General features: G+C 69.5%; 25 protein-coding genes and 5 pseudogenes. 12 read left to right on the plus strand and 18 right to left on the minus strand.

Going from position 1 to position 23,681, the window contains the following annotated elements; all coding sequences use genetic code 11:
• Nucleotides 1–202 precede the first annotated feature (202 nt).
• The 3 genes from AB0A61_RS35655 to AB0A61_RS35665 all read right to left on the minus strand — a co-directional run bounded on the left by AB0A61_RS35655 (nt 203) and on the right by AB0A61_RS35665 (nt 3,674).
• Nucleotides 203–1,642 carry a gamma-aminobutyraldehyde dehydrogenase gene (locus AB0A61_RS35655; protein WP_361302015.1) on the minus strand — a complete coding sequence of 480 codons (1,440 nt, stop codon included), beginning with the start codon at nt 1,640–1,642 and terminating at the stop codon, nt 203–205.
• A 16-nt stretch (nt 1,643–1,658) separates the two neighbouring features.
• Nucleotides 1,659–2,060: a nuclear transport factor 2 family protein gene (locus tag AB0A61_RS35660; protein WP_361302018.1), complete on the minus strand. Its 402-nt coding sequence runs from the start codon at nt 2,058–2,060 to the stop codon at nt 1,659–1,661.
• A 78-nt stretch (nt 2,061–2,138) separates the two neighbouring features.
• Complete coding sequence (locus AB0A61_RS35665; RefSeq protein WP_361302021.1) at nt 2,139–3,674, minus strand: cytosine permease; 1,536 nt, start codon at nt 3,672–3,674, stop codon at nt 2,139–2,141.
• Between the two features lie 103 nt (nt 3,675–3,777).
• On the opposite strand from AB0A61_RS35665, the gene AB0A61_RS35670 reads away from it, so the two are divergent.
• Complete coding sequence (locus tag AB0A61_RS35670; protein WP_361302024.1) at nt 3,778–5,229, plus strand: PucR family transcriptional regulator ligand-binding domain-containing protein; 1,452 nt, start codon at nt 3,778–3,780, stop codon at nt 5,227–5,229.
• Nucleotides 5,230–5,357: 128 nt separating this feature from the next.
• On the opposite strand, the gene AB0A61_RS35675 is transcribed toward AB0A61_RS35670, so the two are convergent.
• Nucleotides 5,358–5,480 (minus strand): hypothetical protein, encoded by a 123-nt coding sequence (locus tag AB0A61_RS35675; protein ID WP_361302027.1) that lies wholly within the window; start codon nt 5,478–5,480, stop codon nt 5,358–5,360.
• Here AB0A61_RS35675 and AB0A61_RS35680 point away from each other — a divergent pair.
• Together AB0A61_RS35680 and AB0A61_RS35685 are read left to right on the plus strand one after the other, a co-directional pair.
• Nucleotides 5,479–5,820: a TerD family protein gene (locus tag AB0A61_RS35680; RefSeq protein WP_361302030.1), complete on the plus strand. Its 342-nt coding sequence runs from the start codon at nt 5,479–5,481 to the stop codon at nt 5,818–5,820. The two genes, AB0A61_RS35675 and AB0A61_RS35680, sit on opposite strands and share 2 nt — an antisense overlap.
• 23 nt (nt 5,821–5,843) lie before the next feature.
• Nucleotides 5,844–6,011, plus strand: a complete 168-nt coding sequence (locus AB0A61_RS35685) for a TerD family protein (RefSeq protein ID WP_361302137.1) — start codon at nt 5,844–5,846, stop codon at nt 6,009–6,011.
• Between the two features lie 240 nt (nt 6,012–6,251).
• Here the strand turns inward: AB0A61_RS35685 and AB0A61_RS35690 are convergent.
• Nucleotides 6,252–6,568 (minus strand): annotated as a pseudogene (locus tag AB0A61_RS35690) (transcriptional regulator); the annotation flags it as partial.
• Nucleotides 6,569–6,751: 183 nt separating this feature from the next.
• Entirely contained in the window at nt 6,752–6,955 is a 204-nt protein-coding gene (locus AB0A61_RS35695; RefSeq protein ID WP_361302033.1) for a cold-shock protein, read from the minus strand.
• Between the two features lie 248 nt (nt 6,956–7,203).
• Between AB0A61_RS35695 and AB0A61_RS35700 the strand changes: the two are divergent.
• Nucleotides 7,204–7,581, plus strand: a pseudogene (locus AB0A61_RS35700) (site-specific integrase); the annotation flags it as partial.
• Nucleotides 7,582–7,926: 345 nt separating this feature from the next.
• On the opposite strand, the gene AB0A61_RS35705 reads toward AB0A61_RS35700, so the two are convergent.
• From AB0A61_RS35705 to AB0A61_RS35725, 5 genes and pseudogenes are all read right to left on the minus strand, one after another.
• Entirely contained in the window at nt 7,927–8,631 is a 705-nt protein-coding gene (locus tag AB0A61_RS35705) for a nucleotidyltransferase domain-containing protein (protein ID WP_361302036.1), read from the minus strand.
• A 450-nt stretch (nt 8,632–9,081) separates the two neighbouring features.
• Complete coding sequence (locus AB0A61_RS35710; RefSeq protein ID WP_361302039.1) at nt 9,082–9,387, minus strand: hypothetical protein; 306 nt, start codon at nt 9,385–9,387, stop codon at nt 9,082–9,084.
• Nucleotides 9,384–10,598 carry a hypothetical protein gene (locus AB0A61_RS35715; RefSeq protein ID WP_361302042.1) on the minus strand — a complete coding sequence of 405 codons (1,215 nt, stop codon included), beginning with the start codon at nt 10,596–10,598 and terminating at the stop codon, nt 9,384–9,386. Before AB0A61_RS35715 ends, AB0A61_RS35710 begins: the two co-directional genes overlap by 4 nt.
• A gap of 145 nt (nt 10,599–10,743) precedes the next feature.
• The gene (locus tag AB0A61_RS35720; RefSeq protein ID WP_361302045.1) at nt 10,744–11,766 is read right to left on the minus strand and encodes a hypothetical protein; all 1,023 of its coding nucleotides are present in this window, start codon (nt 11,764–11,766) and stop codon (nt 10,744–10,746) included.
• A gap of 979 nt (nt 11,767–12,745) precedes the next feature.
• Nucleotides 12,746–12,928 (minus strand): annotated as a pseudogene (locus AB0A61_RS35725) (hypothetical protein); the annotation flags it as partial.
• Between the two features lie 194 nt (nt 12,929–13,122).
• Between AB0A61_RS35725 and AB0A61_RS35730 the strand changes: the two are divergent.
• Nucleotides 13,123–14,628, plus strand: coding sequence for an erythromycin esterase family protein (locus AB0A61_RS35730; protein ID WP_361302048.1), 1,506 nt, complete (start codon nt 13,123–13,125; stop codon nt 14,626–14,628).
• A complete protein-coding gene (locus AB0A61_RS35735; RefSeq protein WP_361302051.1) occupies nt 14,528–15,079 on the plus strand; it encodes an erythromycin esterase family protein in 552 nt (183 codons plus the stop codon). Before AB0A61_RS35730 ends, AB0A61_RS35735 begins: the two co-directional genes overlap by 101 nt.
• Before the next feature lie 251 nt (nt 15,080–15,330).
• Here AB0A61_RS35735 and AB0A61_RS35740 read toward each other — a convergent pair whose 3' ends face one another.
• On the minus strand, nt 15,331–15,642 hold the full coding sequence (locus tag AB0A61_RS35740; RefSeq protein ID WP_361302054.1) for a DUF2795 domain-containing protein: 312 nt from the start codon (nt 15,640–15,642) through the stop codon (nt 15,331–15,333).
• A gap of 128 nt (nt 15,643–15,770) precedes the next feature.
• Here AB0A61_RS35740 and AB0A61_RS35745 point away from each other — a divergent pair, with 128 nt between their 5' ends.
• The 5 genes and pseudogenes from AB0A61_RS35745 to AB0A61_RS35765 all read left to right on the plus strand — a co-directional run.
• Complete coding sequence (locus AB0A61_RS35745) at nt 15,771–15,983, plus strand: hypothetical protein (protein ID WP_361302057.1); 213 nt, start codon at nt 15,771–15,773, stop codon at nt 15,981–15,983.
• A 106-nt stretch (nt 15,984–16,089) separates the two neighbouring features.
• A complete protein-coding gene (locus AB0A61_RS35750; protein WP_361302060.1) occupies nt 16,090–16,452 on the plus strand; it encodes a DUF2267 domain-containing protein in 363 nt (120 codons plus the stop codon).
• 507 nt (nt 16,453–16,959) lie between these two features.
• Nucleotides 16,960–18,030 (plus strand): NADH:flavin oxidoreductase/NADH oxidase, encoded by a 1,071-nt coding sequence (locus tag AB0A61_RS35755; protein ID WP_361302063.1) that lies wholly within the window; start codon nt 16,960–16,962, stop codon nt 18,028–18,030.
• A gap of 109 nt (nt 18,031–18,139) precedes the next feature.
• Nucleotides 18,140–18,475, plus strand: coding sequence for a TraR/DksA C4-type zinc finger protein (locus tag AB0A61_RS35760; protein ID WP_361302129.1), 336 nt, complete (start codon nt 18,140–18,142; stop codon nt 18,473–18,475).
• Nucleotides 18,476–18,601: 126 nt separating this feature from the next.
• Nucleotides 18,602–18,718 (plus strand): annotated as a pseudogene (locus AB0A61_RS35765) (IS5/IS1182 family transposase); the annotation flags it as partial.
• Here the strand turns inward: AB0A61_RS35765 and AB0A61_RS35770 are convergent.
• A complete protein-coding gene (locus AB0A61_RS35770; protein WP_361302066.1) occupies nt 18,690–18,944 on the minus strand; it encodes a transposase in 255 nt (84 codons plus the stop codon). The pseudogene AB0A61_RS35765 and the gene AB0A61_RS35770 sit on opposite strands and share 29 nt — an antisense overlap.
• Nucleotides 18,832–19,677 carry a transposase gene (locus AB0A61_RS35775; RefSeq protein ID WP_361302069.1) on the minus strand — a complete coding sequence of 282 codons (846 nt, stop codon included), beginning with the start codon at nt 19,675–19,677 and terminating at the stop codon, nt 18,832–18,834. The genes AB0A61_RS35770 and AB0A61_RS35775 overlap by 113 nt, the downstream gene beginning before the upstream one ends.
• 203 nt (nt 19,678–19,880) lie before the next feature.
• On the opposite strand from AB0A61_RS35775, the gene AB0A61_RS35780 reads away from it, so the two are divergent.
• Nucleotides 19,881–20,531: a hypothetical protein gene (locus AB0A61_RS35780; protein ID WP_361302072.1), complete on the plus strand. Its 651-nt coding sequence runs from the start codon at nt 19,881–19,883 to the stop codon at nt 20,529–20,531.
• 96 nt (nt 20,532–20,627) lie between these two features.
• On the opposite strand, the gene AB0A61_RS35785 is transcribed toward AB0A61_RS35780, so the two are convergent.
• The 4 genes and pseudogenes from AB0A61_RS35785 to AB0A61_RS35800 form a co-directional block, all read right to left on the minus strand.
• Entirely contained in the window at nt 20,628–20,966 is a 339-nt protein-coding gene (locus tag AB0A61_RS35785; RefSeq protein WP_361302140.1) for a hypothetical protein, read from the minus strand.
• A gap of 169 nt (nt 20,967–21,135) precedes the next feature.
• On the minus strand, nt 21,136–22,710 hold the full coding sequence (locus AB0A61_RS35790; RefSeq protein WP_361302075.1) for a GMC family oxidoreductase N-terminal domain-containing protein: 1,575 nt from the start codon (nt 22,708–22,710) through the stop codon (nt 21,136–21,138).
• A gap of 261 nt (nt 22,711–22,971) precedes the next feature.
• Nucleotides 22,972–23,220, minus strand: a pseudogene (locus AB0A61_RS35795) (ATP-binding protein); the annotation flags it as partial.
• Between the two features lie 99 nt (nt 23,221–23,319).
• On the minus strand, nt 23,320–23,544 hold the full coding sequence (locus tag AB0A61_RS35800) for a hypothetical protein (protein ID WP_361302078.1): 225 nt from the start codon (nt 23,542–23,544) through the stop codon (nt 23,320–23,322).
• Between the last annotated feature and the right edge of the window lie 137 nt (nt 23,545–23,681).

Here is a 23,681-nt window from a genome sequence, read left to right on the forward strand (position 1 = left end):
GCGCCTTGGGCAGCACGGGCCGGTGTCGGCGCCCACGATCGGACACGAAGGGAACGGGACATGGGCCGCCCGGTGTCCGGGACAACCGCCCGATCCGGTGCCGGGCATGAGGCGGGCGAGGAGTTGCCGGGTGTCGGGGTCGGTGGTGTGGACCCCTCGGCCGGCCCGGGACAGGCCGGGGCGGCCGACGAGTTGCCGGACCTCAGAGCGACGTCATGACGTGCTTGATCCGGGTGTAGTCCTCGAAGCCGTACGCGGAGAGGTCTTTGCCATAGCCGGACTTCTTGAACCCGCCGTGCGGCATCTCGGCGACGAGGGCCATGTGGGTGTTGATCCACACACAGCCGAAGTCGAGGTTCTTCGACATCCGCATCGCCCGCGCGTGGTCCTTGGTCCACACCGAGGAGGCCAGCGCGTAGTCGACGCCGTTGGCGTACCGCACGGCCTGAGCCTCGTCCGTGAAGGACTGGACGGTGATGACCGGGCCGAAGACCTCGTTCTGGATGATCTCGTCGTCCTGCCGGAGGCCGGAGACCACGGTCGGGGCGTAGAAGTAGCCCTGCTCGCCGACCCGGTGGCCGCCCGCCTCGATCCTGGCATGCTCGGGGAGGCGCTCGATGAAGCCGCTGACCTGAGCGAGCTGACCCGCGTTGTTCAGCGGTCCGTAGAGCACGTCCTCGTCGTCCGGCAGCCCCGTCCTGGTGTCGGCCGCGGCTTTGGCGAGGGCGGCGACGAACTCGTCGTGGACCGTCTCGTGGACCAGGACGCGGGTGGCGGCCGTGCAGTCCTGCCCGGCGTTGAAGAAACCGCCGATCACCAGGTCCTCGACCGCCTTCGCCAGGTCGGCGTCCTCGAAGATCACCGCCGGGGCCTTGCCTCCGAGTTCCAGGTGGACCCGCTTGACGTCCTTGGAGGCGCTCTGGGCGACCTGGATGCCGGCGCGTACCGAACCGGTGATGGACGCCATCGCGGGGGTCGGGTGCTCCACCATCAGACGGCCGGTCTCACGGTCACCGCAGACCACATTGAAGATTCCGCGGGGCAGTGCCAGCTCCTCCAGGACACCGCCGATGATCTCGGCGATCAGAACGGTGGAGGCCGGGGTGGTGTCCGAGGGCTTGAGGACCACGGCGTTGCCCGCCGCGAGCGCCGGGGCGAACTTCCACACCGCCATCAGCAGAGGGTAGTTCCATGGCGCGACCTGGGCGCACACACCGACCGGCTCGCGGCGGATGACAGAGGTCATTCCCTCCATGTACTCGCCGGCCGAGCGGCCCTCCAGCATGCGCGCCGCGCCCGCGAAGAAGCGGATCTGGTCGATTGCGGGGGCGAGTTCCTCACTGCGGGTGAGGTGGAGCGGCTTGCCGGTGTCCCGGCTCTCCGCGGCGACCAGTTCGTCGGCCCGTGCCTCCATCGCGTCGGCGATCTTCAACAGTGCGCGCTGCCGTACGGACGGTGTGGTGTCGCGCCAGATGGGGAACGCCGAGGCCGCGGCCGCCATCGCAGCGTCCACGTCCGCGGCCCCCGAGAGCGGGGAAGTCGCGTAGACGTCACCAGTGGTGGGGTCCACCACATCGAGCGTGCGGTCGTCCGAGGCGTCCGCGAACGCACCGTCGATGTAGTTGCGGAAGATGGTGCTCATGGAACGTATCCCCTGGTCAGGCGGCGGTACGGGCGGACAGGTGCTCGTGGACGGCGACCCAGCGGCCGCCGTCGGCGCGGGTGAAGACGATGGTCTCCCGTTCGTGGACCGTCTCCTCGCTGGTGTGGGTGGCGACCCGGGTCTCGACGTTGTGACTGAAGACGGCCGTGTCGCCGAAGTGCTGGATCAGCTGTGCGGACGAAGTGCAGCCGAGGATCCGGAAGCCGTCCTGTTCCACCCACTGCTGCCACAGCGCCCGGTACTCGGCCGTGGAGCCGAGCCGCTGCGGGGTGGTGTGAAAGACGAAGGTAGCGTCGGGGGCGAAGGCGCCGAAGTAGTCGTCGAGACGGCCCTCGGCGAAGGCTGCGACAAGCGCGTCCGCAGCGGTCCGGACCTCCTGGACAGTGGTGGTGCTCATGCACGGCTCCTGGTCACGGGCGTTCGGCGGTCGAGGCCGGAACGCAAGGCGTTCGGTTACGTAGGTGACGGCAAGGCCTCAGTGGGCCACGACGGGCTCGGTGACGGTCTCCCCGGTGTCACCGGTGATCGGCGGCACCGGGGCATCCGACGCCCGCACGAATCGGGGCCCGGCCGGCCCGTACACGGCGCGCGGTTCGGGGAACACAGCGAGCAGGGCGAGGTAGAGCACGATCGCGAGGGTGAGGCCGACCAGCAGCGAGATGTCCGTGCCGCCCGCGAGATCGCCGAGCGGGCCGACGAACTGGCCGGGCAGGTTGGTGAACAGGAGCGCCACGACGGCGGAGACGAGCCAGGTGGACATGCCGCGCCAGTTCCAGCCGTGCGTGAACCAGTAGCGGCCGCCGCGCTGGCGGCGGTTGAAGACCTGCAGAGCCTCCGCGTCGTACCAGCCGCGCCGGGTGACGTAGCCGAGCGTCATGACGATCATCCACGGTGCGGTGCAGGTGATGATCAGCGTGGCGAAGGTGGAGATGGACTGCGCGAGGTTGAGCGCGAAGCGGCCGGCGAAGATGAACGCGATGGACAGGGCACCGATGAAGAAGGTGGCCTGGACGCGGCTGAAGCGCGTAAAGACGCTGGAGAAGTCGAGCCCGGTGCCGTACAGGGACGTCGTGCCGGTGGAGAGGCCGCCGATCAGGGCGATCAGGCAGAGCGGCAGGAAGTACCAGCCCGGTGAGATCGCGAGCAGTCCGCCCACGTAGTTGGGGGCGGCGGGGTCGACGTACTTCTCGGCCTTCGACGCGATGATCGACGCGGTGGCCAGGCCGAAGAGGAACGGCAGCAGGGTAGCGATCTGGGCGAGGAACGCGGCCCCCATCACCCGGCGGCGCGGAGCCCCGGCCGGGATGTAGCGGGACCAGTCACCGAGGAACGCGCCGAAGGAGACCGGGTTGGAGAGCACGATCAGCGCGGAGCCGATGAATGAAGGCCAGAACAGTGGGTCGGCCGTGGAGGCGAAGGCTCCTGCGTAACCGGGGTCGAAGTCGCCCGCGAAGGCGAAGGCGCCGAGCACGAAGAGGGCCGACGCCGCCAGCACCGCGATCTTGTTGACCAGCAGCATGAACCGGAATCCGTAGACGCAGACGACGAGGACCAGCCCGGCGAAGATCGCGTATGCGATGCCGTAGGTCACGTCCGACTCGGGGACGTGGACGAGCCGGTGCGCGCCGCCGACGAGCGCGTCCCCCGAGGACCACACCGAGATCGAGAAGAACGCGATGGCGGTGAGCAGGGAGAGGAACGAGCCGACGACCCGGCCGTGCACGCCCAGGTGCGCGGAGGAGGAGACAGCGTTGTTCGTGCCGTTGACGGGGCCGAACAACGCCATCGGGGCCAGCAGGAGCGCACCCGCCACGAGACCGAGGACGGTCGCCGCGAGACCCTGCCAGAAGGAGAGGCCGAAAAGGATCGGGAAGGCGCCCAGCACACAGGTCGCGAAAGTGTTGGCACCGCCGAAGGCGAGCCGGAACAGATCGATCGGGCGGGCTGTACGGTCCTTGTCCGGGATCCGCTCGACACCATAGGTCTCTATCTCGGTTATCGAGGTCGTCATGGGTGCTCCACCTTCCGGTCATGCAGCGGCGACGGTGCACAGTGTCGGGCCCGCGGATGACCAGCGACAATTGTGCTTGCCACAGAGCCGTACGCTGTTTTGTGTGGCAAGCAACAAACTCACCGTCGGTGATCTGCTCTCCTTCCCGGCGCTCCAGCTCTCCGTGAAGGCCGGCAGCGCCGGTCTGGACCGGTCCGTCTCCTGGGCGCACGCCAGCGAGCTTGCCGATCCGACGCCCTGGCTCCTGGGCGCCGAGGTGATCATGACGGCGGGCCTGGCGGTCCCCCGTACTGCGGCCGGACAGCGCGCCTACCTGGAGCGGCTGGACGACGCCGGGGTATCCGCTCTCGCCCTCTCCGCGCAGCTGCACATGCCCCCGCTGCACGATGCGTTCTTCCAGACGGCGGAGGAGCGGGGCTTTCCGGTCCTCGAAGTACCGCTCGCCGTCCCGTTCATCGCGGTCGCCCAGGAAGTCGCGGCCGCGGCCCGGGAGGACGCCCGGCACCGGCTGGGCGCGCAGCTCCAGGTCTTCGGCGCGCTGCGCTGGCTGGTCGCCGAGGACCTCGACACGCCCACACTTCTGCGCCGTCTCGAAGGCCTGTCGGGTTACGACGTCTATCTCTGCACACCGCAGGGCCACCCGCTCCTGCCCGGCGTTCCCGTGCCGGATCCCGCTGTCCTGCCCGTTTCCACCGACGCCCCGCCGACGATCCCCGGCGGATTCGTCCTCCCGGTGCCCGCGCCCGGCGGCCCGGCGGGCTTTCTGGTCGCATGCGAGCGTCAGGGCGCCCAGCCCGCGGGACTCGCCGTCGTCCAGCACATCGCCACGGTGGCGGCGCTGCGGCTGGCGATGGTACGCAACGAGCGCGAGACGCTGCGCCGCGAGGGCGCGGAGACACTGGCCGAACTACTGCAGGAGGTGCTCGACCCGGAGGTGGCACGCCGCCGGCTCGCCCGGCACGCGATCGAGGGCGACACCGTACTCCTCGTAGTGCGCCACACCACCGACGAGGCGCTGCTGTCCTGTCTGCAGGACCACCCCCATCTGCTGCTCACCCGAGGTGAGGACCGCTACGTCCTGGGGCCGTCGGAGCTAGCGGTGGCCGTCGGTGAGCTTCAGGCCGGGGCAGCCGGGGTCAGCCGCACCTTCCTGCCGGGCGCCCCGCTGAAGGTCGCCCAGCGCGAGGCGCTCTGGGCGGTCGCCAAGGCCGTGGAGTCGGGTCGCCCCGTCGTCCGATATGGCGACGACTCGACGGGCCGGTGGCTGCCCGACGACCCCGCTGCCCTGACCGCGCTGGTCGAGTACGTGCTTGGTGCGGTCCTGCGCTACGACGAAACCCATGACTCGCAGCTGCTGGTCTCCGCCCGCACCTGGATGGAGCGCGACCGCCGCACCGAGACGGCCGCGGCGGCGCTCCACATACACCCCAACACCCTCGCCTACCGGCTGCGCCGTTTCGGTGCTCTCGCCGACCGTGATTTGACATCGACGGGGGCCCTGGCCGAGGTCTGGCTGGCGATTCAGGCAGCGGGGGCGCTGGGCCTGACCGACTGAGCACGTTCGGGGCAGGCCGGGAGGGCAGAGCTGGGAGACTGATGAGGAAAGGATGCGACCCTGGCCGGCCTCGACGGAGACCTGCGCGCCAACATCCCTGACGCATCCTCCGTTCCCCTGCCGGATCCCTACCGGATCCGCCCCTTCGCCGAGTAGAAGAGCCAGACCACTCCCCCGTCACCGCCGCCCGCTCCCGCGGCACCGCCCCCCACTCCTGCGCTGCCGAGCCACGGCCCTGCGACCGCACTCATGCCGGGACAGAACCTGGTGCTGCCCGAGGAGGCCTGGCAAGAGCTGCGCATCGCCTTCAGCTTCGCCGGCGCCGACGCCGACCTCACCCTCTCCCTGACCGACACGGGCGGCCACGTCACCTGCGACGAGGACTTCGTCTTCTACTTCTACAACCAGCCCTCCGCCGCCCACGGCGCGGCCCGCCTGCTGGGCAAGCAGACCGAGGGCCCGCGCACCGTCGAACGCGCAGCCCTCCACCTCGCCGCCCTGCCAGCCCACATCCAGCGCGTCACGATCGCCATCAACATGGACGTCGACACCGGCCTGACCTGCAGCGCCCTCACCCACACAGCCCTGTAGATGGACTGCGTCACCGGGGCCGCGTGGACCTTCCAGCCACTGCCGACCCCGACATCCGCCCCATGGCCGTCGCCGAGCTGTACCGGCACACCACCAATGGCCACCCCGTCTGGAAACTCCGCGCCATCGGCCAAGGCTGGGCCGACGGCCTCGACGCACTCGCCCGCGCCCACGGCGTCGACATCACATAGCCAGTCAAAAACGGCGAGCTGGTGGTGTGGGAGCGAGACCGGCTGGCGCTCGAGCGGCTCCAGCAGCGTCTCACCCGGCGCGGGGGCGCTGCCGCTCAGGCGGCACGGGAATGGCCGGCGCACTTCGTGGCCTTCGACCTGGTCCAGCGAGGCGACGGGCTGGCCGTACGCCCGGCGCCGTGCGGCGTTGGAGGCACTGTCCGCGGAGCGCGGCCTGACGGCGCCGTGGGCGCTGTGCCTGCCGCGCGGCGTCATCACCCGCTGCGCGTACGTGCCCAGGTATCGGGCGAGGTCGGCTGGGTGCATCGTCGGCTGGGCCGGGTCGTTCTCGGGTCCCACTCGCGGACGTCCAGGGCGTCCCAGGCCGGGATGCGCAGCTGGACGCAGTTGCGCTTGGAGCCTTCGGCCGGTCGGTAGGTCCGCGCCCACAGGCCGAAGCCGCGCTGACTGAGCTGCCAGTTGGTCTTGGCGAGCTGCCTGACCACCTTGTGGCCGTCCGGGAGCCGTCCGGCGCGCCGCTCCTCCTCCGGCAGGGTGGCGGGCAGGCCGTAGCGCTTTCTTCGCCGTCTTCTTAGGGCCCGGGGCGCCGGGACGACGTCGCCCGCCGCCCCGGCAAGCCCCCCAGGCGAAGGGCGGGTGGGTGCCGGAGTCCCGGAACGGACCGGGCCCTGGTGGCCTCCCGGGACAAATGAGCCCCGGCCGGTGGGTGCATCCCGGCCGGGGCTCATGTGCGTGAGGTGTTACAGGGGGCGGATGTTCTCCGCCTGCGGGCCCTTCTGGCCCTGCGTGACGTCGAACTCGACCTTCTGACCCTCCTGGAGCTCACGGAAGCCCTGGCTCTGAATGTTCGAGTAGTGGGCGAACACGTCCGGCCCGCCGCCGTCCTGCTCGATGAAGCCGAAGCCCTTTTCCGCGTTGAACCACTTCACAGTGCCCTTGGCCATGTGCCTGTCTCCTTCGAAGGGACTTGGTATCGGGTCCCGCACCGTGCGGGATCCGGAGGTGATCGCCCTGGTCCGGAGAGGCGTTGAACATCAAAAACGCCCGCGATTGCGATCACGGGCGAACGGGACTTCGGAACCACGACTGCTGATCACGACGGTACACCGGCTGGTGCCGCTCGACCACACGGTTCCCGGTCAGCGTGGCGCATAGCCCATACTTGCGTGTCCGTCTGGACAACGCAGGTCAGAACCGCTTTCCCGGCCTCGGACGGAAGAAGCTCGCCAAGCTCACCGCCGAGGAAGTCCGCACCTGGCTCAACCAGCTCCGCACCACCTGCCAGTGCTGCACCCGCGGCCTCGACACCGCCCGCCACCAACCCCGCTGTTGCGCCACGGGAAAGTGCTGCTCCAAGCGGCTCTCGCGGCTGACCCCGACCTACATCCACTCCGTGCTCAAGTCCGCCCTGGAGCACTCGGTGCGCGAGGAAGAGATCCCGCGCAACGTCGCCCGCAACGTCCGCACCGTCGCCCCACGGCCCCGCCGCCTCGAACCCCTCACTACCGAGGAAGCCCGCGAGCTCCTGGCTGCCACCAGCGGCCACCGGTTGCAGCCCCTGTTCGAACTCGGAGACCGGGTGCCCGTTCGGCGACAGCAGGAGCCCGTCCGGCCTCACTGCCCCACTCCGGAGAGAGCGACATCGAAGGGCTGATGGAGCCGGAGCCGGGCTCATTTGTCCTGCCAAGCGCTTCGCCTCCGAGCCGGACTCTTTGCTCATGGGCTTCGGGGCGTCCTGCTCGGCCGGCCGGATCCACTCCAGCTTCAGTGTCCGCGCTGGTGGCGAACGAGATCGGCGATTGCCCAGGCGAGGTCGCAGGCGCGGGCAACGCTGGGCCGCCGACCTGCTGTACGAGGGCTACCTTCCAAGTCGGTGAAGCCCGTGAGCGCGGGCACCGCCCTCTTCTGAGCTCGTTTATGGAGTTCCTGAACGCCTGCAACCAACCCACAACCGGCCGCCTGCCTGCTCGATCACCTCGTCCACGACGGCCACAAGGGGCTCCACTCTCCCGCCAAGTACCTCAGCTGGACCGTGGTGCAGGCGCATGCTCAGCCCTGGCACGGTCGCCTCAAGACGGCGTGCCAACCACTTCCCACCACCGCCCCAAGAACCGCCGACGGCCAGCGCCAGCTCACCGGTCCGGCGGACCAGTTCATTCGCAATGAACAACCGTTCGCTCTGGTCGTTGCTCCCCACCAGGTCATCAAGGAGATCGGTGATCGCGTACCGGCGGTCCTCAATCTCTTCGGCCGACACCGCGGGCGGCCCTGCGGAAGTCAGCTCCCGGGCCTCTGCGGCGAGGTGCGCCCCGAGTCCGTCGGTGTCGAAGAGCAGCAGCCCTTGCGCGCACATGCACAGCAGCGGTGACCGGCGCTTGCGAAGTTCCCGTTCGACGTAGGAGTGCCACGTCGCTTCGGTATGCACAAACATCTCCACTGGCCACTCGGCGTACTGGAGGCTTGCCCGGTACGGCGCTGGGGCTCCATGAAGCAGCACCACGGTGTCGAGGTCCGACGTCGCTGTGCGACAGCCCGTCACGACGCTGCCTCCCAGGAACGCGGCTCGCGCGTCAAGGTGATGCTCATGTACGACGGCGCGTGCGGCCTCGATCGCATCCATGCGGGAACTATCAGCACCAACCCGCCCCGCACGCACACCATTTCTCGAAATTCCGACCTTTCTCGGGCCAGACGTACGCTTGAGGCGCTAAAGGTCAGCGAGCGTAACGCAGTTGATGCGGTCGGGACTCGGATCGACCCCAAGGTCCCAAAGGTCACCCTCATGATGGATGTCCCGGAGCCGAGACCGGACCACGGCCGGTCTGCCGGGCCCGGCGGACCACGCACTCATCTGCCGATGAGCGGGCGTTTCGAAGCTTGCCGGAGTCTGGTGCGGACGTGATCCCCGCCGCAGCCGTCCTGCGCGGCGCCCCTGCGACACCTCGGCCCAGGGGCGCGCCGGCTCCCAGAAGGAGTGGGTGCCGAAGTCAGGATCTCCACGCGGCGGTCAGGGCCTGGGAGGCCCCACAGGGCGGCAGCTCACGAGGAAGGGCCCGGCGCGGAGGCGGCTTTAGGATGCCCAGTGCCGGTAGGCGTCCACCCAGGCCCATCCCTCAGGCTCGGGGGCGGGCAGCGGTAGGTCGAAGATGCCGATCGCCTGAGGGTGCCGGCCGTGTCTGCACAGGGCGGCGATGCCGCTGCCGGGCCGGTCCTGGAGTGCGGTGACGGTCACGGGGATGCCGAGCACGACGGTGGTGAGCGGCAGGGCCAGGCGGTCCTCAATGACCGCTCGGAAGGCGGCGAGCTGTTCGTGCTCGTCGTAGGCATCGACGATCACGTCTTCGACCATGGCGTCGAGTGCGGCGGTGGACCTCATCGCCTCTTCTTCCCTTGCGTGCGCAGGAGTTCCGCGAGGCGGGCGCCGACCGGGGTGATGCTGGGCAAGGGCTCGTGGGCGAAGTGCTTCGCCTTGCGGCGGCGCAGCAGCTCCTCCCCGTCCCGCTCCCAGGCGAAGGTGGGCTTGCGCAGGAGTGCGCGGAAGACGGCGTCGGCGTTGTCGGGATGCCGCTGGACCAGGCGGCGGATGGCCATGGGAGCGACGGAGTCGTCGTTCAGGTAGTGCCTGAGCCGGCTCAGGTAGGTGCGGTCACGGGCCAGGGCGGGATCGGTGAACAGGGCGTCGAGGTGGCCGAAGTCGGCGTAGTAGCACAGGCCTTCGGTCTCGTCGAAGATCACGGCTACGGTGTCCGCGTCGCGGAGTTCTTCGGGCAGACTGCTGAGCTCGTCGAGGGAGGGCCTGGCGTTGATCGCCTGCTCGGGGGTTTCGTCGTCGAGTTCGGCCAGGGCCTTGTCCTGCCGGTGACGGTGGTACTCCCGCATCCGTACGGGTGCCTCGCCGGGATTCAGGACGAGCAGGTCGGTGCCGAACACCTCGATGAAGTCGGCGCGGGCTTCGGCCTGCATCTCCCAGGCCTTGCGCAGCATTTCGGGATTGCGGCGCAGCAGCTGCGGATGGGCGGTGAGCGTCTGGACGGCGAGCTGGGCCAGTTGCGGTCCGTCGCCGGGTGGGTAGGTGGTGAGGTTGCCGGTGACCAGCCAGGCGTCGGTGTCGGGGTGGACGGGCACGATGCGGCCGGCCACGAACATCCCTGTGTGCAGTTGGCCAAGGGCGCGCCGGCCCAGGTTGGAGTGGACCCGGTAGAGGAGGTCGTCGAACAGGTTGTGCAGGACGACGGCATCCCCTTGAGAGCCCTGTACTTCGAAGACTGCCTCCACCACGTCGCGCCAGCCGAGCAGCATCGCCCGCTCGTCCTCGCTCAGCGGCGGCCGCCGCTGGGCCACAAACCGCTCCAGAATGCTCGAGCCGTCCGCCAGCCGGTGCTGCAGCACGAAGCGGTCGATGGTCTCGATGACCATCGCCTCGTCCAGGAAGCCGAGCCGGTCCGCTGCCTCCTCAAGCCGGGCATCCAACCGCCGGGCAAAACGCGGACTTTGCGCAAAGGCCACCAACTCGCTCTTCAGTTCCCCGCTGCGTGACACCAGCCGGGCGATGTGGGGCAGCACCGTGGGGGAATCGCTGTGTTCCACTACTGCTTTCTTCCTGCCTGTTCTTGCTGTGGGGTTCGTTGTCGTAAGCCGCCGCCCCGGGGGGGGCGGGTGCGGTCCGTGGCTGGACGTCAGGGGCCGGGCGGCCGGGTGTGGTCCATGAGCTGTTGAGCGAGCCGTTCGGCATTCAGGGCGCGCACGGTGGCGTCGACGGCATCGCGGTCGGTGAGGTCGACGTCCCGCGCGGCGAGGACAGCCGCGATCTGCTTGGCCGGGCCCCACGCCTCCTCGTCGTCGAAGGCCGGAAGGCGGGCGTATGCGTCTCGACCGCGGCGACGACGGGAGCGATCCACGGCGTGGGGACGCCGCGTTCGGTGAGCGCGAAGGTCACCCATCGCTTCAAGACAGCGGGCAGGAGAGCGCGGTGTGCCTGATCGAGTAGCCCCTTGCGGGGCAGCCAGTCCCCCAGGAAGACGGCGACCTGGCCGGGGCTCCAGCACATCGGTCCGCGACTGAGGTAGTTCTCCGCGTAGTCCAAGAACAGCTCGGCCAGCGACCGGGCGGTGCCGGCTTCCTCCACCGCAGGGGCGCCCACCTGTGCGAACGCATCCAGCACACGGGCCCGCTCGCCCTGCACAAGCGGCTGGTGCTCGGGCCAGTCGGGCAGGTGGTCCCGGCAGCGCGCCCAGGCCAGTGCCCGCAGCCCGACGACGTCCTCATCGTCGGGCCGAGGCCAGGTCATGTCCGTCAGCCGCAGCGCCGCAGCAAGATCCGCGAGCACCTCGGCCGCGTCCTGCTCGACCAGCGGCATCGGCACCTCGCCGTCGCCCCGCGTCCCCTCCCAGGCGTGGGCCGCGTGTGGCTTAAGCAGCGCCAGCTTGTCCACCAGCGTGCCGCCGACTTCGCCGATGTACGCCATCAGCGTGTGCCGGACCGGGCCGTCGTAGTCGATGAACAGCACCCGCTCGCTGTCCCACACGTCCACCGCGCACCAGGCCCCCACCGGGCGGTGCGGGCCGGCCGCGTGCCACGCCGGCACCGGCTGTGAACCGGCCAGAACCTCCACCGTCTCATGCAGCACGGCGTGGCCGGCGGGCGGACCGACTCGCTCAAGCACGGCCACCGCGGCCAGGCCAAACGGGGACGGTTTCATCAAAGCCCGTCCCACCATCTCACGGCACAGCACCAGTTCCGGCTCGCGTTCGGTCATCCCCGCGCCCAGCCACGCCTCGCCCAGGCAGCCACTCGCCCACGCCTCCGCGGCAAGGACATCTGTGTCTTCAAGGCGCAGCGTTCGGGCCTGCCGTAGCACACGGTCCGACAACCGCACAGGGCCTGGCGAACGGCGAACTGACTGTTTGCCGCCACGCGACGTGCGGCGGCCACGACTCTTCGGCATGCCCTCGAGTCTGGCAGAGCAGCATGCGGCGCGGACCGAGTAGTTCGAGGACAACCCTCGCCAGGGTGGTGGCGGGTACCAGGAAGGCGGGCAGCCAGCCGAACAGACGCTGTTGGGCGGACGCGGTGAGCCGCGTAGGAGGTGCCGCTTGTGGCGGTGCCTGGGCCGTTTCCGGCTGTGAACTGGGGTGGCGCCGGGATCCCTGTGCTGTTCCACGGTCTGGTGCGGGGCGGGCTGAGCAGGTGGTCGCCAGGCCATAGGGAACCGCCTGCCTCGGCCCAGGCGAGGTGCTGGCGTACCTGGTCCAGGACTGCCTCGCGGTCTGGCGGGCCATAGGAGGTGCACTCCTGGGTGGCCGGGTCGACGACGCGGACCGTGCTGTCGAGGCCGCTGCACAGCAGGGTCCGCTCGATGGGCGCAAGGCCCAGGCTGAGTGCGTCGCAGCCTTCGCTGCGGATGAGCCGGACAAGGCCGGCAACCACCGCCTCCCAGTCGCCGACATCGCCCCAGTGGGCGCCGCCGTCCCAGTCTCGGGTGAGAGTGGCCAGCGGCACGATCTCGCCCGGCCGGCGGCCTCTCACCAGCTGCCGGTGGATGCGTATCCCGTCGGGCTGCTTGATGTGCGGGTGGAGCAGGCAGGCCGCGGCGACCACGGAGGTGTGGATCTCCCGGGCGGGCAGCGGGTAGTACGGTTCGTGCGCGAACAGCAGATACAGGGACATGCCCGCCGGCTGGTGGCCGTCTGGCACCCGCTCGTGCTCCGCCGGGACCGGGGGCTTGCTCGGCTCGTTCATGCGTTGCTTCCTTCCGCAGGTCGGGTCGATGCGGTGGTGCACGTGGTGCAGCGGCCGTCGCCGCCGGGGTGGGCGCGGCGGGCAGTAGGGCCCGGGCATGCGCGGCACAGCGGCCAGCCGAGGCAGGCCGGGCAGAGGTCCTCGCCGGGGGCGGTGGCGGGAACGCCGCCGCCGGCACATCTCGCCGTGATCCCGGGAGCCGCGCATCGGAACCCGGCCTCGATCACGCACCGCACAGCGCGAGGAGCTTACCCATGTCGAACCGCCTGTTCAGTGATCGCGCAGATGCTGGCCGGGTCCTCGCCAAGCTCCTGGAACGCTACCGCGGCGATCCCGATGTGATCGTGCGAGCCTGCCACGCGGCGGCGTTCCGGTGGCGTACGAGGTCGCCACGGCCCTGGGTGCCCCACTCGACGTCCTCCTGGTCCGCAAGCTCGGCGTGCCCGGTCAGGAGGAGGTGGCGATGGGAGCCATCGCGGACGGCGGAGTGGTGGTGCTCAACGAGGACGTCGTCCGAGGCCTGGGCATCGTGCCGGACACGCTGCGCAGCGCGGTCGAGCGGGAGGCCCGGGAGCTGCTGCGCCAGGAGCAGACCTACCGCGAGGGACGGCCCGCGCCCGAGCTGGAGGGCCGCACGGTGATCCTCGTCGACGACGGCCTTGTCACCGGGGCCAGCATGCGCGCCGCGATCCAGGCCCTGCGCCGCCACCGGCCGGCGCGGATCGTCGCCGCGGTACCTGCCGCCTCCGAGTCGGCCTGCCGCGAGCCGGCCGACATGGCCGACGACGTGGTCTGCGCCACCACGCCGTCGCCGTTCTTCGCCGTCGGCGCGTCCTACTGGGACTTCCACCAGATCACGGACGAGGAGGTGCGGGAGCTGCTGCGCCGGGCGGCGGGCAGGCCCGCGGAGCCGACCGAGGAGGGGGTGAGCGAGGTCGCTCTCATCAGCGCCGAGGCGTTCCCTGTCGAGGACGGCGTGCCCAGCGACGAGGCACTGTTCGACCTGGTGGGCAACGCGCACTTCGTGCTGATCGGCGAGGCCTCACACGGCACGCACGACTTCTACCAGGCGCGCGCCCGCATGACGCAGCGACTGATCGAGGAGAAGGGCTTCTGCGCGGTCGCGGCCGAGGCCGACCGGCCCGACGCCTACCGGGTCAACCGTTACGTCCGGGACCGCAGCGACGACGTCACGGCCGAGGAGTCACTGCGCGGCTTTCGGCGGTTCCCCACCTGGATGTGGCGGAACTGCGGTGCTGGACTTTGTGGGATGGCTGCGGGAACACAACGACCGGGTCTCCGGCGGCGAGCGCGCGAAAGCGGGCTTCTACGGTCTCGAATCGATCTGTACAGCCTGTACCGCTCGATCGAGGAAGTCATCAGCTACCTGGACCGCGTCGATCCCGAGGCGGCGAAGCGGGCCCGCGAGCGCTACGCCTGCTTCGATCACTGCAACAGCGACGGCGACGCCCAGACCTGGGGGTTCGAGGCCGCCTTCGGAGCGGGTGAGACCTGCGAGCGGCAGGTCGTGGACCAACTCGTCGAGCTGGAGCGCCATGCGGTGCAATACGCACGACGGGACGGACTGGTCGCCGAGGACGACCCGTTCTATGCCGAACAGAACGCGCGCACGGTCAAGAACGCGGCCGAGTACTACCGGACGATGTTCGGCGGGCAGGTGTCCTCCTGGAATCTGCGTGACCGCCACATGGTCGAGACCCTGGAGGCGCTCGCCGAGCATCTCAGCCACCGGCGGAGCAGCCCCCGCCAGGGTCGTCGTGTGGGAGCACAACTCCCACCTCGGGGATGCCCGGGGCACGGAAGCCGCGCTCCGCGGCGAGCTCAACGTCGGCCAGTTGGTGCGGCAGGCCCACCCTGATGACTGCTGTCTGCTGGGCTTCACCTCCTACACCGGCACGGTGACAGCCGCGGACGACTGGGGAGGACCGGTCATGCGCAAGGCGGTGCGCCCGGCACTCGTTGACAGCGTCGAGGACATGTTCCACCAGGTCGGCGAGAAGGAGTTCCTGCTTCCGTTCAACCGGACGCCCCTGGCCGCCGACACGCTGCGCACGGCGCGCCTTGAGCGGGCGATCGGCGTCATCCACCGGCCGGAGACCGAACGGCAGAGCCACTACTTCCGCGCACGCATGTCGGACCAGTTCGACGGCGTCATCCACATCGACGAGACCCGGGCAGTCGAACCCCTGGAGCGCACGGCCGAGTGGCGGGCAGGCGAGGTCCCCGAGACCTCCCGTTCGCCGTATGACAGCTGCCGCCCTACGAGGCACCGGAGCTGCCCGTCCCGTGCCAGAGACCCTGCACCCTGAACCACACTCCGGGACTGAACACGGACTCCACTGCCGCAGGCAGTCCGACCGGCACCCGGACCACCCTCAGAGCTCCGATGGGGTGCAGTCCTGACGACGCCCCCAGGCGAGCCGTTGCCGGCGCCACGGTGTCTCCCGACGCCCGATCATCCTGTCGGCTGTGGCTGACATCCACAGGCCGCGGGCTCCTCTAGCCGGCTCCCCTCCAGTGAAAACGCCGCCGCCGTGTCCACCCGGTCGTGCGGGGCGGATCAGGACTGGTCGAGTTCGTCCTGGACCGGTGGTTTGGGGACGTCACGCAGGTGCTGCGACTGGCCGGGGCGGCTGCCGCGCCGGGCCTGTTCCGCGCGCTGCGCCGCGCTCAGGTTCAGGTCGGACGCCGGGTCCACGCGCACCGACCTGGCCACCTCATCCCGGTTGCCGTACTCGTCTGCGCGAAGCGCCTTGACCACTTCCTCGGGCGCTCCGGCATTCTCGGCCGCCTGGACCAGTTCCTCTTTGCCCGCAGGGAAGTCGACGTCCTGCAGCGCGTCCAGCACGTCCCGTACGCTTGTGGAAGACATGCCTCCTCAGCTGTTGTCCCGGGGCACCTCGTACCGGCTCACTGGCGTTCCCCGCAAAACGGGCTGATGGGGACGTCGAAGCATTCCGGGGAATCCTGTGCCCGGCGGCGGAATCCAGGGGAGATCACATGCCCGGCAATATCGAACGTGCCGCCCTGCGCGCCGCGGCTCAGGCCGCCGAGCAGATCCTGGCGAACGCCGCCGAGCAGGGCGAGCGACAGTACCCGCAGGACCCGTCCGCCCAGTGCGTCGCCGAGGTCGGGACGCTCACCGGTGCGTTGAGGGCCCTGCTGGAGGCGGTGCGCCCCTTTACCGAGGAAGGCGAAGAGGACGGGCGGTGAACCGGCGCTTTCGACACCGGCCGCCAGGTTCGCGCCGGCATTTCGATCACCGTTTGGGGCCGTGCATGCGCGGTACCCGTGATGGGGTTGCCGGATTGGAGGCGCCGTGGACAGCGACGAGTTCATCCGGCTCGTCAGCCGGCGGGCCCACGTGCCCGAGGACCAGGCCAGGGAGCTGACCCGGACCGCGATGCTGACGCTGGCCGAGCGGATCACCGGCGGCGAGGCCAGGCACTTGGCCGGCGTCCTGCCCGCCGAGATTGCCCCGCCCCTGGTCCCACCGGAGGATGTCGCCCAGAAATTCGGCGTTGCCGAGTTCGTCCGGCGAGTGAGTGAGCGTGCGGGCGTCGATGAGACCGTGGCGCGCAGGGGCGTTGCGGCGGTTTTCATGACTCTGAGAGAGGCCGTTCCCGGCACGGAGTTCCAGGATGTGATGTCGCAACTGCCGAACGAGTTCCAGAACATCTAGGGCCCCGGCAGGCAACGTTCGCCCGTCAAGGAGTGACGTTCCGGTGCGTGCTCTCGGCGTGCCGGCCGGAAGTCCTCGTACTGGACGTACTCGGGCTTTCGGCCGGTGCGGCGAGAGTGCGTGCCGGGCGTCGCGACGGGGCGAACGTTGCCTGCCGGGGCACTAGCGTCGGACATCTCGGCGCCCGGAACACGGCTGCGCGCACGCCATGAGAATCGCTCGCAAGCGCTTGTTCGACATCAACCGGGCCGGTGGGAGGCTGGAAGAAGCGCTGGCGCGGCATATGCGCGTTTCCGGTGCCGCATTCGAGGGCCCGGCGCATGCGGCCGGCTTTTGGCGCCCGGACATCCGCGCGGGCGAGCACGCCTGGCCGGTGGTGTGTGCCACGAGCGGCCGGGGTACTCGGGGGTGCACCCACCGTGCGGGGCTCCCCGCAGGAACCCAGGCCGTCACGGTTCGACGGCTGGGGGGCACCCGGCGTACCACATCCCTCCTGCGAGGCCTCCGATGAGCCGTCTCTTCTCGCCGCTCACCCTCCGCGGCACGACCTTCCCAAACCGGGCCTGGGTGGCCCCCATGTGCCAGTACAGCTCGGTCGACGGCTATCCGCAGGACTGGCATCTGGTCCATCTCGGCTCCCTGGCACGCGGCGGGTCCGGCCTGGTCATGCAAGAGGCCACGGCAGTGGAACCTGAGGGCCGGATCACCCCTTCCGACGCCGGCATCTGGGATGACGGGCAGGCCGCCGCGTACAAGCGGATTACCGACTTCGTCCACGGGCAGGGAGCCATTGCCGGCATCCAGATCTCCCATGCCGGCCGCAAGGCGTCGACGGCACCGCCCTGGGAGGGTGACGTGTACGTCGAACCGGAGGCCGGAGGATGGCAGACGGTCGCACCGTCACCGCTGCCGTTCGGCGACTGGCCGGCCCCGCGGGAGCTCGGCGCGGACGACATCCGCGCCCTGGTCCGGGCCTTCGGCGAGGCCGCCGCGCGGGCGCTGTCCGCCGGCTTCGAGGTCCTGGAGATCCACGCCGCGCACGGCTATCTGCTGCACCAGTTCCTGTCACCGCTGTCCAACCACCGCAGCGACGAGTACGGAGGCGATCTCGACGGGCGCAGCCGTTTCCTGGTCCAGGTCACCGACGCCGTACGGGCGCAGTGGCCGGAGGACCGCCCGCTGTTCGTACGCTTCTCGGCCACGGACTGGGCCGACGGGGGCTGGACCCCGGAGGAGACGGTCGAGCTGTCGCGGCACCTGGTGGCCCACGGCGTCGATCTGGTGGACATCACCAGCGGCGGGCTCGTCCACAACGCCCGTATCGAAGTGGAGCCCGGCTACCAGGTGCCCTTCGCCCGAGCCGTCCGCGAGGGCGCGGCCCTGCCCGTCTCCGCGGTCGGCCTGATCACCGCACCGGAGCAGGCCGACCAGATCCTCGTGGACCGCTCGGCTGACGCGATCATGCTCGCGCGCGAACTGCTGCGCAACCCGACCTGGCCGCTCCGCGCGGCCCACGTGCTCGGTGACGACGTCCCGTGGCCGAAGCAGTACCAGCGTGGCCGCCCACGTCATCGCTGAGGCCGTCGTCGCCCGAGCACCCGGGAATTCGGCCCAAGGCAAGGAGGTTTCCTCCGATATGGGCGATCAATGCATCAATGCCGCTTTTCCCGCACCCCAGGGCGAGTCGATGCGGGCGCTGCTCGCGGCCGACCGTGTCGGCACGCTGCAGCAGATATCCGCCCTTAGCCGTGAGTTCGAAGGGATCGTCGAGGCGAACGCACTGGTGGCCATTGACGACGAGCACGACCCGGAGGGGGCGAGCACGGCCTTCGAGCGGGCGCACGTCGCCGCCCTGCTGTCCCAGGCGCGCGAGCATCTGAACGATCTCGATCGCGCCCTGGAACGGTTGGAGAGAGGCGACTACGGGCGCTGCGAGCAATGCGGTGAGCCGATCCCGACGGAGCGCCTCGAAGTTCGCCCGGCGGCGAAAACCTGCGTGCGCTGCGCGTCGGTAGCTCGTTGAAGGGTGCAACAGTTGAGGGCGCGACATGTCGTCCTGCCCCAACTCGGCGTGCGGGTAGATGCCGAGTTCCTCCGTCGACGGCCGTTCACCACTGACCTTCAACCGGCTTGATCAGGAGAAGAGACGGCCTGGCTCATCGGATACCGCCGACCGCACCGCCGCTACGAACGCAAGGCCGACCACCTCCTCGCTTACACGAGCATCGCCTGCACCCTCATCTGCTACCGCAAACTCGCCAAATGAGATGTCTTCTAAGGCGGATGATGTTGGTTCCAGCGGCGGTGAGCACGTGTTGGACGTGCGTCTTCGCCAGGCCGCGGTAGCGGCAATGACGCAGGCCGTGAGCGTGGACTGCCTCAGACACCGTGGCCTCGCAGCCTGCGCGGATGGCATATGGCCGCTGCCAGTTGCTGCTCTTCTGCTCTCTCCGGACCCGCGTCTGGATCCTCTGCTGCGGCTCTGGCAGCATACTGTTGGACCCAGACCTGCCGCAGGAGCTGCACGGACTTCAACTCCCGCAGCCCAGGCGGGGCATCGCCGTGATAGACAGCGCGCAAGATGTGCAGCCCGTCTTCACCCACTCGCAGCACCCAGGCGATCAATGCGTCTCCGCCACGGGGAAGCCGGTCATAGCGAACCGGCCGACCATAACGGTCCGCCCAGTCAGGAGCGACGACAGCCGCCAGCCACCCCTCGCCCTGCAGCGCGAGTTCTTCCAGAGCACAACGCAGCGTCTCAGCAACCAGTTCAGCCCGGTTCAGGCGGCGGACTGCTGCCAGAACGTGAGTGGAATCCGTCCGGATCCGTCCACGCCGCTTGACCAGCCCGGCCTCCACAAGCCGGTCCACGATCAGAACCAAGAGCCGGTCCGCACGGTCGCCTTCGGCCACCCGGGCACGGAATTCACTCAGGACCGTGAAGTCGAACCCCGGATCGTCCAGCTCAAGGCCCAGACGGTACTTCCAGTCCAGACGGCAGCGGACCGCATCCGCCGCCTGCCGGTCGGTGAGGTTCTCCGCGTACTGCAGCACCGACACGAGAGCCAGCACAGCGGGCGAAAGCCCACGCCGTCCATCAGCTGGATACCAGTCGGCGAAGTCAGCGTCCATGAACAACCCATCCAGCCGATCGCGCACCCACATCGCGGCCGTGCCATGCGGATTGCCGGCCCGCGCCATCCGCACCGTCAACGGCGGAATCACCCGCCCCAACCTCGAACCCATTGCCACCGCGGCCACCCCTCCGACCGCCGAAACCGCCCCGCTCCCACCAGAGCAGCACCACAAGAACATCAACTCAGGCACGGTCAGCAGACTTCACCCCACCGAGTGAAGATCACCAACAGCATCACTTCTGTGGACGGTGACGCTCAGTACCGACGGGGGTGCCGGTAGGACGGTCGATAATGCTGGTCATGGCAGATCGCAGTCCGGTTCCCCGGATCATCACCTCGGCGGCGCGGGAGTCCCTGAAGCCGCTCGGGCTGGCCAAGCGTGGGCGGTCACGGCTATGGATTGATGATCACGGGTGGTGGCTCGGGGTTGTGGAGTTCACCCCGCCACGCACTGCTGGCAGCGGTCTGCAAGTCGGTGCGATGTGGCTGTGGCACGACGTGGACTACCTGGCCTTCCACGTGGACGCAGTCCGAGTCAGCCCCGAGCCGTTCCGCACCGAGGACCAGTTCACGCCACTGGCGCTCGAACTCAGCCGACGGGCGGCTGCGAACGTGACCGCGCTGAGGGAGAAGTTCCCGGCTCTGCCAGACGTCGTCCGATACCTGACGTCCAGGCCAGTGCGGCGGGGATTCCTACGGGACCGCTTCGACGCCGGGATCGCGGCCGCCCTGGTCGGGGATCCGGACACAGCTCGCGATCACTTCGAGCGAATCCTTCGAGAGGACCCGCTGGCCCCGTGGGTGGTCGAAGCCCAGGAGAAGGCGCGTGAGCTTCACGCGCTCGCGCCAGATCGCACCGCCGTGACTGCCTGGGTCGCCCGGGCCGTCGACTCATGCCGGAGCAAGCTGGGCCTGGATCCTGTGCCGCTCGCGATCAGCTGAATGAACCCGCTCTTGAGCAACAGAGCTGCGGTCAGGCCAGCAGGACTCGCTTCCGCAGCAGGTCGAAGCCGGCCCGGCCATACATCTGGCGCTTGATCATTTGATCCGGTTGACGTGGCCTTCGACTACGCCGGAGCTCCACGGCAGTGGTAGGCCGGCGGTGACGGCGGCGAGATCGCGTTCGAAGCCGTTGACGAAGGTATGGAGGCTGGGCAGGTCGTCGGCACGGACCGCCTTGATCCATTGCGGGAGCTGGTCACCCTGGTGCTGGGTGAGTATCTTCCCAGAAGTTGGGCCAGAACCTGAGTTTGGGAGGCACTTGGGCTGCACGGGCCTCAAGGCTTCGCAGCTGACATAGGCGATCCGAACCGGTTGTTGCCGGTCGCCGACTGCCACGGCGAGTTCGTCGGACACCTCGTCGGTGTGCTGGGCCACGCCTCTGAGATGAAAAGGCTGGTACAACGTGCACCGGCTGCACAGCAGCCCCGGCTACCGCAGCCCCGCCGACTACGAGGCCGCCCTGGCGGCCCGGCCACCACACCGGTGGTGTCCGCCCAAGCACAGCACGCTCAAGTCCGCCCGCTGCCCCGGTTTGATGTCAGGGTCACGCACGAGCCGGGAGACCGCGGATTATGTCCGCCGCCTTTTCCGCGATCATGATCGTGGGTGCGTTGGTGTTGCCCCGCACCACGGTGGGCATCACTGAGGCGTCCACCACCCGCAGGCCCCTCACGCCGTGCACGCTGAGCCGGGGGTCCACGACGGGGCCGATGGAGCAACTGCCCGCCGGGTGGTAGAGGGTCTGCAACTCGCGCCGGGCGAAGTCGAGCAGGCCGGCTTCGTCCGTGGAACGCGGTACGCGGAAGTCGGCTCGGCGGTGCTTGCGCAGGCTGGGCCGGCCGGCGATGTCGAGCAGCATCCGGAGCGCCCGGATCATCGTGGCGCGGTCCTCTTCGGTGGTCAGGTAGTTGTGCAGGATGCGCGGTTTGGCGCTGGGGAGTGCCGACCGCAGGGAGACCTTGCCCCGGCTCGTGGGGGCGAGCAGCACCGCACCGAACATGAAGGCGTGGTCGGTCACGGGGCTGATGCCCTCCTCGTAGAACATCACCGGCGTGGCGTGCACCTGGACGTCGGGGGCGTCGAGTCCCTCGCGGGTGCGGTGGAAACCGCCGGCCTCGCCGATGTTCGAGGTGAGCGGGCCGCGGCCCTCGGTCTCCAGCAGGCGCACGTTGTCCGGTGTCTCGGCGGTGAACAGCGACTCCGTGTCAGTGAGGTAGCACAGCCCGACATGCGGATGATCCTGCAGATTCTCCCCCACTGGAAGATCGACGCGGGGCGTGATGCCGTGGGCCGCCAGCTCACCGGCCGGACCGATGCCGGAGAGCATGAGCAGCTGCGGCGAGTTGTAGGCACCGGCCGACAGCACGACCTCCCCTTCGGCGTGCAGGCACAGCAGTTCGCCGTCCCGTTCCACCTCGACGCCGGTTGCACGCTCGCCGTCGAACAGCACGCGGGTGCACTCGGCACCGGTCAGCACATCGAGGTTCGGCCGGGACAGGGCCGGCCGCAGATACGCGTCCGCCGTGCTGCAGCGCAGACCGTCGCGCTGAGTGAGGTGGTAATAGCCGACGCCGTCCTGTTCGAGACCGTTGAAGTCGCTGGTGGAGGGGTGTCCGGCCTCCTGAGCGGCCGTCACGTACGCGTCCGTCAAGGGATGCCGGGAACGGCCCTCGCTCACCGTGAGCGGCCCACCGGTGGAATGCCACGGGGACGTGGCTCCCGTGAAGTCCTCGGCGCGAAGGAAGTACGGCAGGACTTCCGGCCAGCTCCACCCGTCTGCGCCGGCCGCCGCCCAGGCGTCGTAGTCGCGGCGATTGCCGCGGATGTAGACCATCGCGTTCATCGACGAACAGCCGCCGAGCATCCGGCCGCGGGGCAGATAGCGACGGCGGCCGTCCAACCCGGGCTCGCACTCGGTGAGGTAACTCCAGTCGTACTTCGTCTGGAAGAGTTTGCTGAACGCGGCCGGAACGTGAATGTCCGGGGCATCGTCCACCGGGCCGGCCTCTATGAGAAGAACGCGCGTCCTCTCGTCCTCGGTCAGACGGCCGGCCAGGACGCACCCCGCCGACCCGGCACCCACGATGATGTAGTCGTACACCTGTCCCCCTCGCTTCACGTGGCTGCTCGACTCCCTCACTCAAGCCGCATCGGAGAGCGGACGACACCCTGCTGTCGGCCAATGTCGGCGCCGTGCTCCTGTGGTCCGTGGCTGTGCCACGGACCACCGATCGCAGCGCCGCCCGACGACGGACGGAGCGCCGCGCATCAATCGGCTCCCCCGGTCCCGTGCAGGGAGACGACGGCCTTCACCAGGGCATCGGGATCTTCCCAGTTGATCATGTGTCCGGCGTCCGGCACGGTGACCAGCCGCGCGCCCGAGGAGTTGGAGCACGGCGGCGAAGGGAACGGTGGCGTCGCCGGGTGAGCAGCGGGCGCGCAGCACCCGCATGCCCTGGTCGGCGGCGCTCTCGGCGGCGGCCTCCAGGACGGTGGTCCGGCCGGTGCCGGTGGCCCCGCGTAGCAGCACCAGGCCGCCCGCGCCGGCCGGGGCGCGCGCGACCCAGGTCGCCAGCAGCGCGGCTGCCTCGCGGTGTTCGTGCGGCTGATCACCGTGCGGTCCGGACATCCCTGCCTCCTTCTCGGCGGTTGGCACTCGTCACGGCGGTGGCCGTGCACCAGGTGTCGGCTCCTTGCGCGTTGACGAAGAAGAGCCGCCCCACGATCTTCATGGCGGTGCCCCGCCATGGCTTGGCCTTCGCCCGGTCGGGCCCAGATCCACGGACTTCCCGACGGCCTTGATGCGGGCAGGCGTCCAGTAGGCGAGGGCCTCCCGGCGTTCCTTCGCGGTGTACTTGACGACGGAGACCGGGTCGATCGAGGCGGCACGGGCCTGGCTGGTCAGGGCCGTCGCCGGGCTCGGGGCGGCGAGAGCGAGAGCGGTACCGGCCACGGCAAGCACCACGGCTCGGACGTGAAGGCGCCGGATCACAGAAGTGGACGTCTCGGGCACAGCGATTGTCTCCTCGACAGGTGCGATGGGCGACGGGGGCTGTCAGCCCGCACTGCAAGAGAGGGGAACCGCCAGTC

This window comes from Streptomyces sp. NPDC046197, from assembly GCF_040646295.1.
Lineage (GTDB): Bacteria > Actinomycetota > Actinomycetes > Streptomycetales > Streptomycetaceae > Streptomyces.

What these genes read in the sequence shown, in the direction of transcription:
- AB0A61_RS35770 (WP_361302066.1), bottom strand. Translation starts at nt 18,944, where the DNA reads ATGCTGCCAGAGCCGCAGCAGAGGATCCAGACGCGGGTCCGGAGAGAG.
- AB0A61_RS35710 (WP_361302039.1), bottom strand. Translation starts at nt 9,387, where the DNA reads ATGAGGTCCACCGCCGCACTCGACGCCATGGTCGAAGACGTGATCGTC.
- AB0A61_RS35655 (WP_361302015.1), bottom strand. Translation starts at nt 1,642, where the DNA reads ATGAGCACCATCTTCCGCAACTACATCGACGGTGCGTTCGCGGACGCC.
- AB0A61_RS35705 (WP_361302036.1), bottom strand. Translation starts at nt 8,631, where the DNA reads ATGGATGCGATCGAGGCCGCACGCGCCGTCGTACATGAGCATCACCTT.
- AB0A61_RS35665 (WP_361302021.1), bottom strand. Translation starts at nt 3,674, where the DNA reads ATGACGACCTCGATAACCGAGATAGAGACCTATGGTGTCGAGCGGATC.
- AB0A61_RS35720 (WP_361302045.1), bottom strand. Translation starts at nt 11,766, where the DNA reads ATGACCGAACGCGAGCCGGAACTGGTGCTGTGCCGTGAGATGGTGGGA.
- AB0A61_RS35675 (WP_361302027.1), bottom strand. Translation starts at nt 5,480, where the DNA reads ATGAGTGCGGTCGCAGGGCCGTGGCTCGGCAGCGCAGGAGTGGGGGGC.
- AB0A61_RS35760 (WP_361302129.1), top strand. Translation starts at nt 18,140, where the DNA reads ATGCGGGCGCTGCTCGCGGCCGACCGTGTCGGCACGCTGCAGCAGATA.
- AB0A61_RS35695 (WP_361302033.1), bottom strand. Translation starts at nt 6,955, where the DNA reads ATGGCCAAGGGCACTGTGAAGTGGTTCAACGCGGAAAAGGGCTTCGGC.
- AB0A61_RS35780 (WP_361302072.1), top strand. Translation starts at nt 19,881, where the DNA reads ATGCTGGTCATGGCAGATCGCAGTCCGGTTCCCCGGATCATCACCTCG.
- AB0A61_RS35755 (WP_361302063.1), top strand. Translation starts at nt 16,960, where the DNA reads ATGAGCCGTCTCTTCTCGCCGCTCACCCTCCGCGGCACGACCTTCCCA.
- AB0A61_RS35680 (WP_361302030.1), top strand. Translation starts at nt 5,479, where the DNA reads ATGCCGGGACAGAACCTGGTGCTGCCCGAGGAGGCCTGGCAAGAGCTG.
- AB0A61_RS35660 (WP_361302018.1), bottom strand. Translation starts at nt 2,060, where the DNA reads ATGAGCACCACCACTGTCCAGGAGGTCCGGACCGCTGCGGACGCGCTT.
- AB0A61_RS35740 (WP_361302054.1), bottom strand. Translation starts at nt 15,642, where the DNA reads ATGTCTTCCACAAGCGTACGGGACGTGCTGGACGCGCTGCAGGACGTC.
- AB0A61_RS35745 (WP_361302057.1), top strand. Translation starts at nt 15,771, where the DNA reads ATGCCCGGCAATATCGAACGTGCCGCCCTGCGCGCCGCGGCTCAGGCC.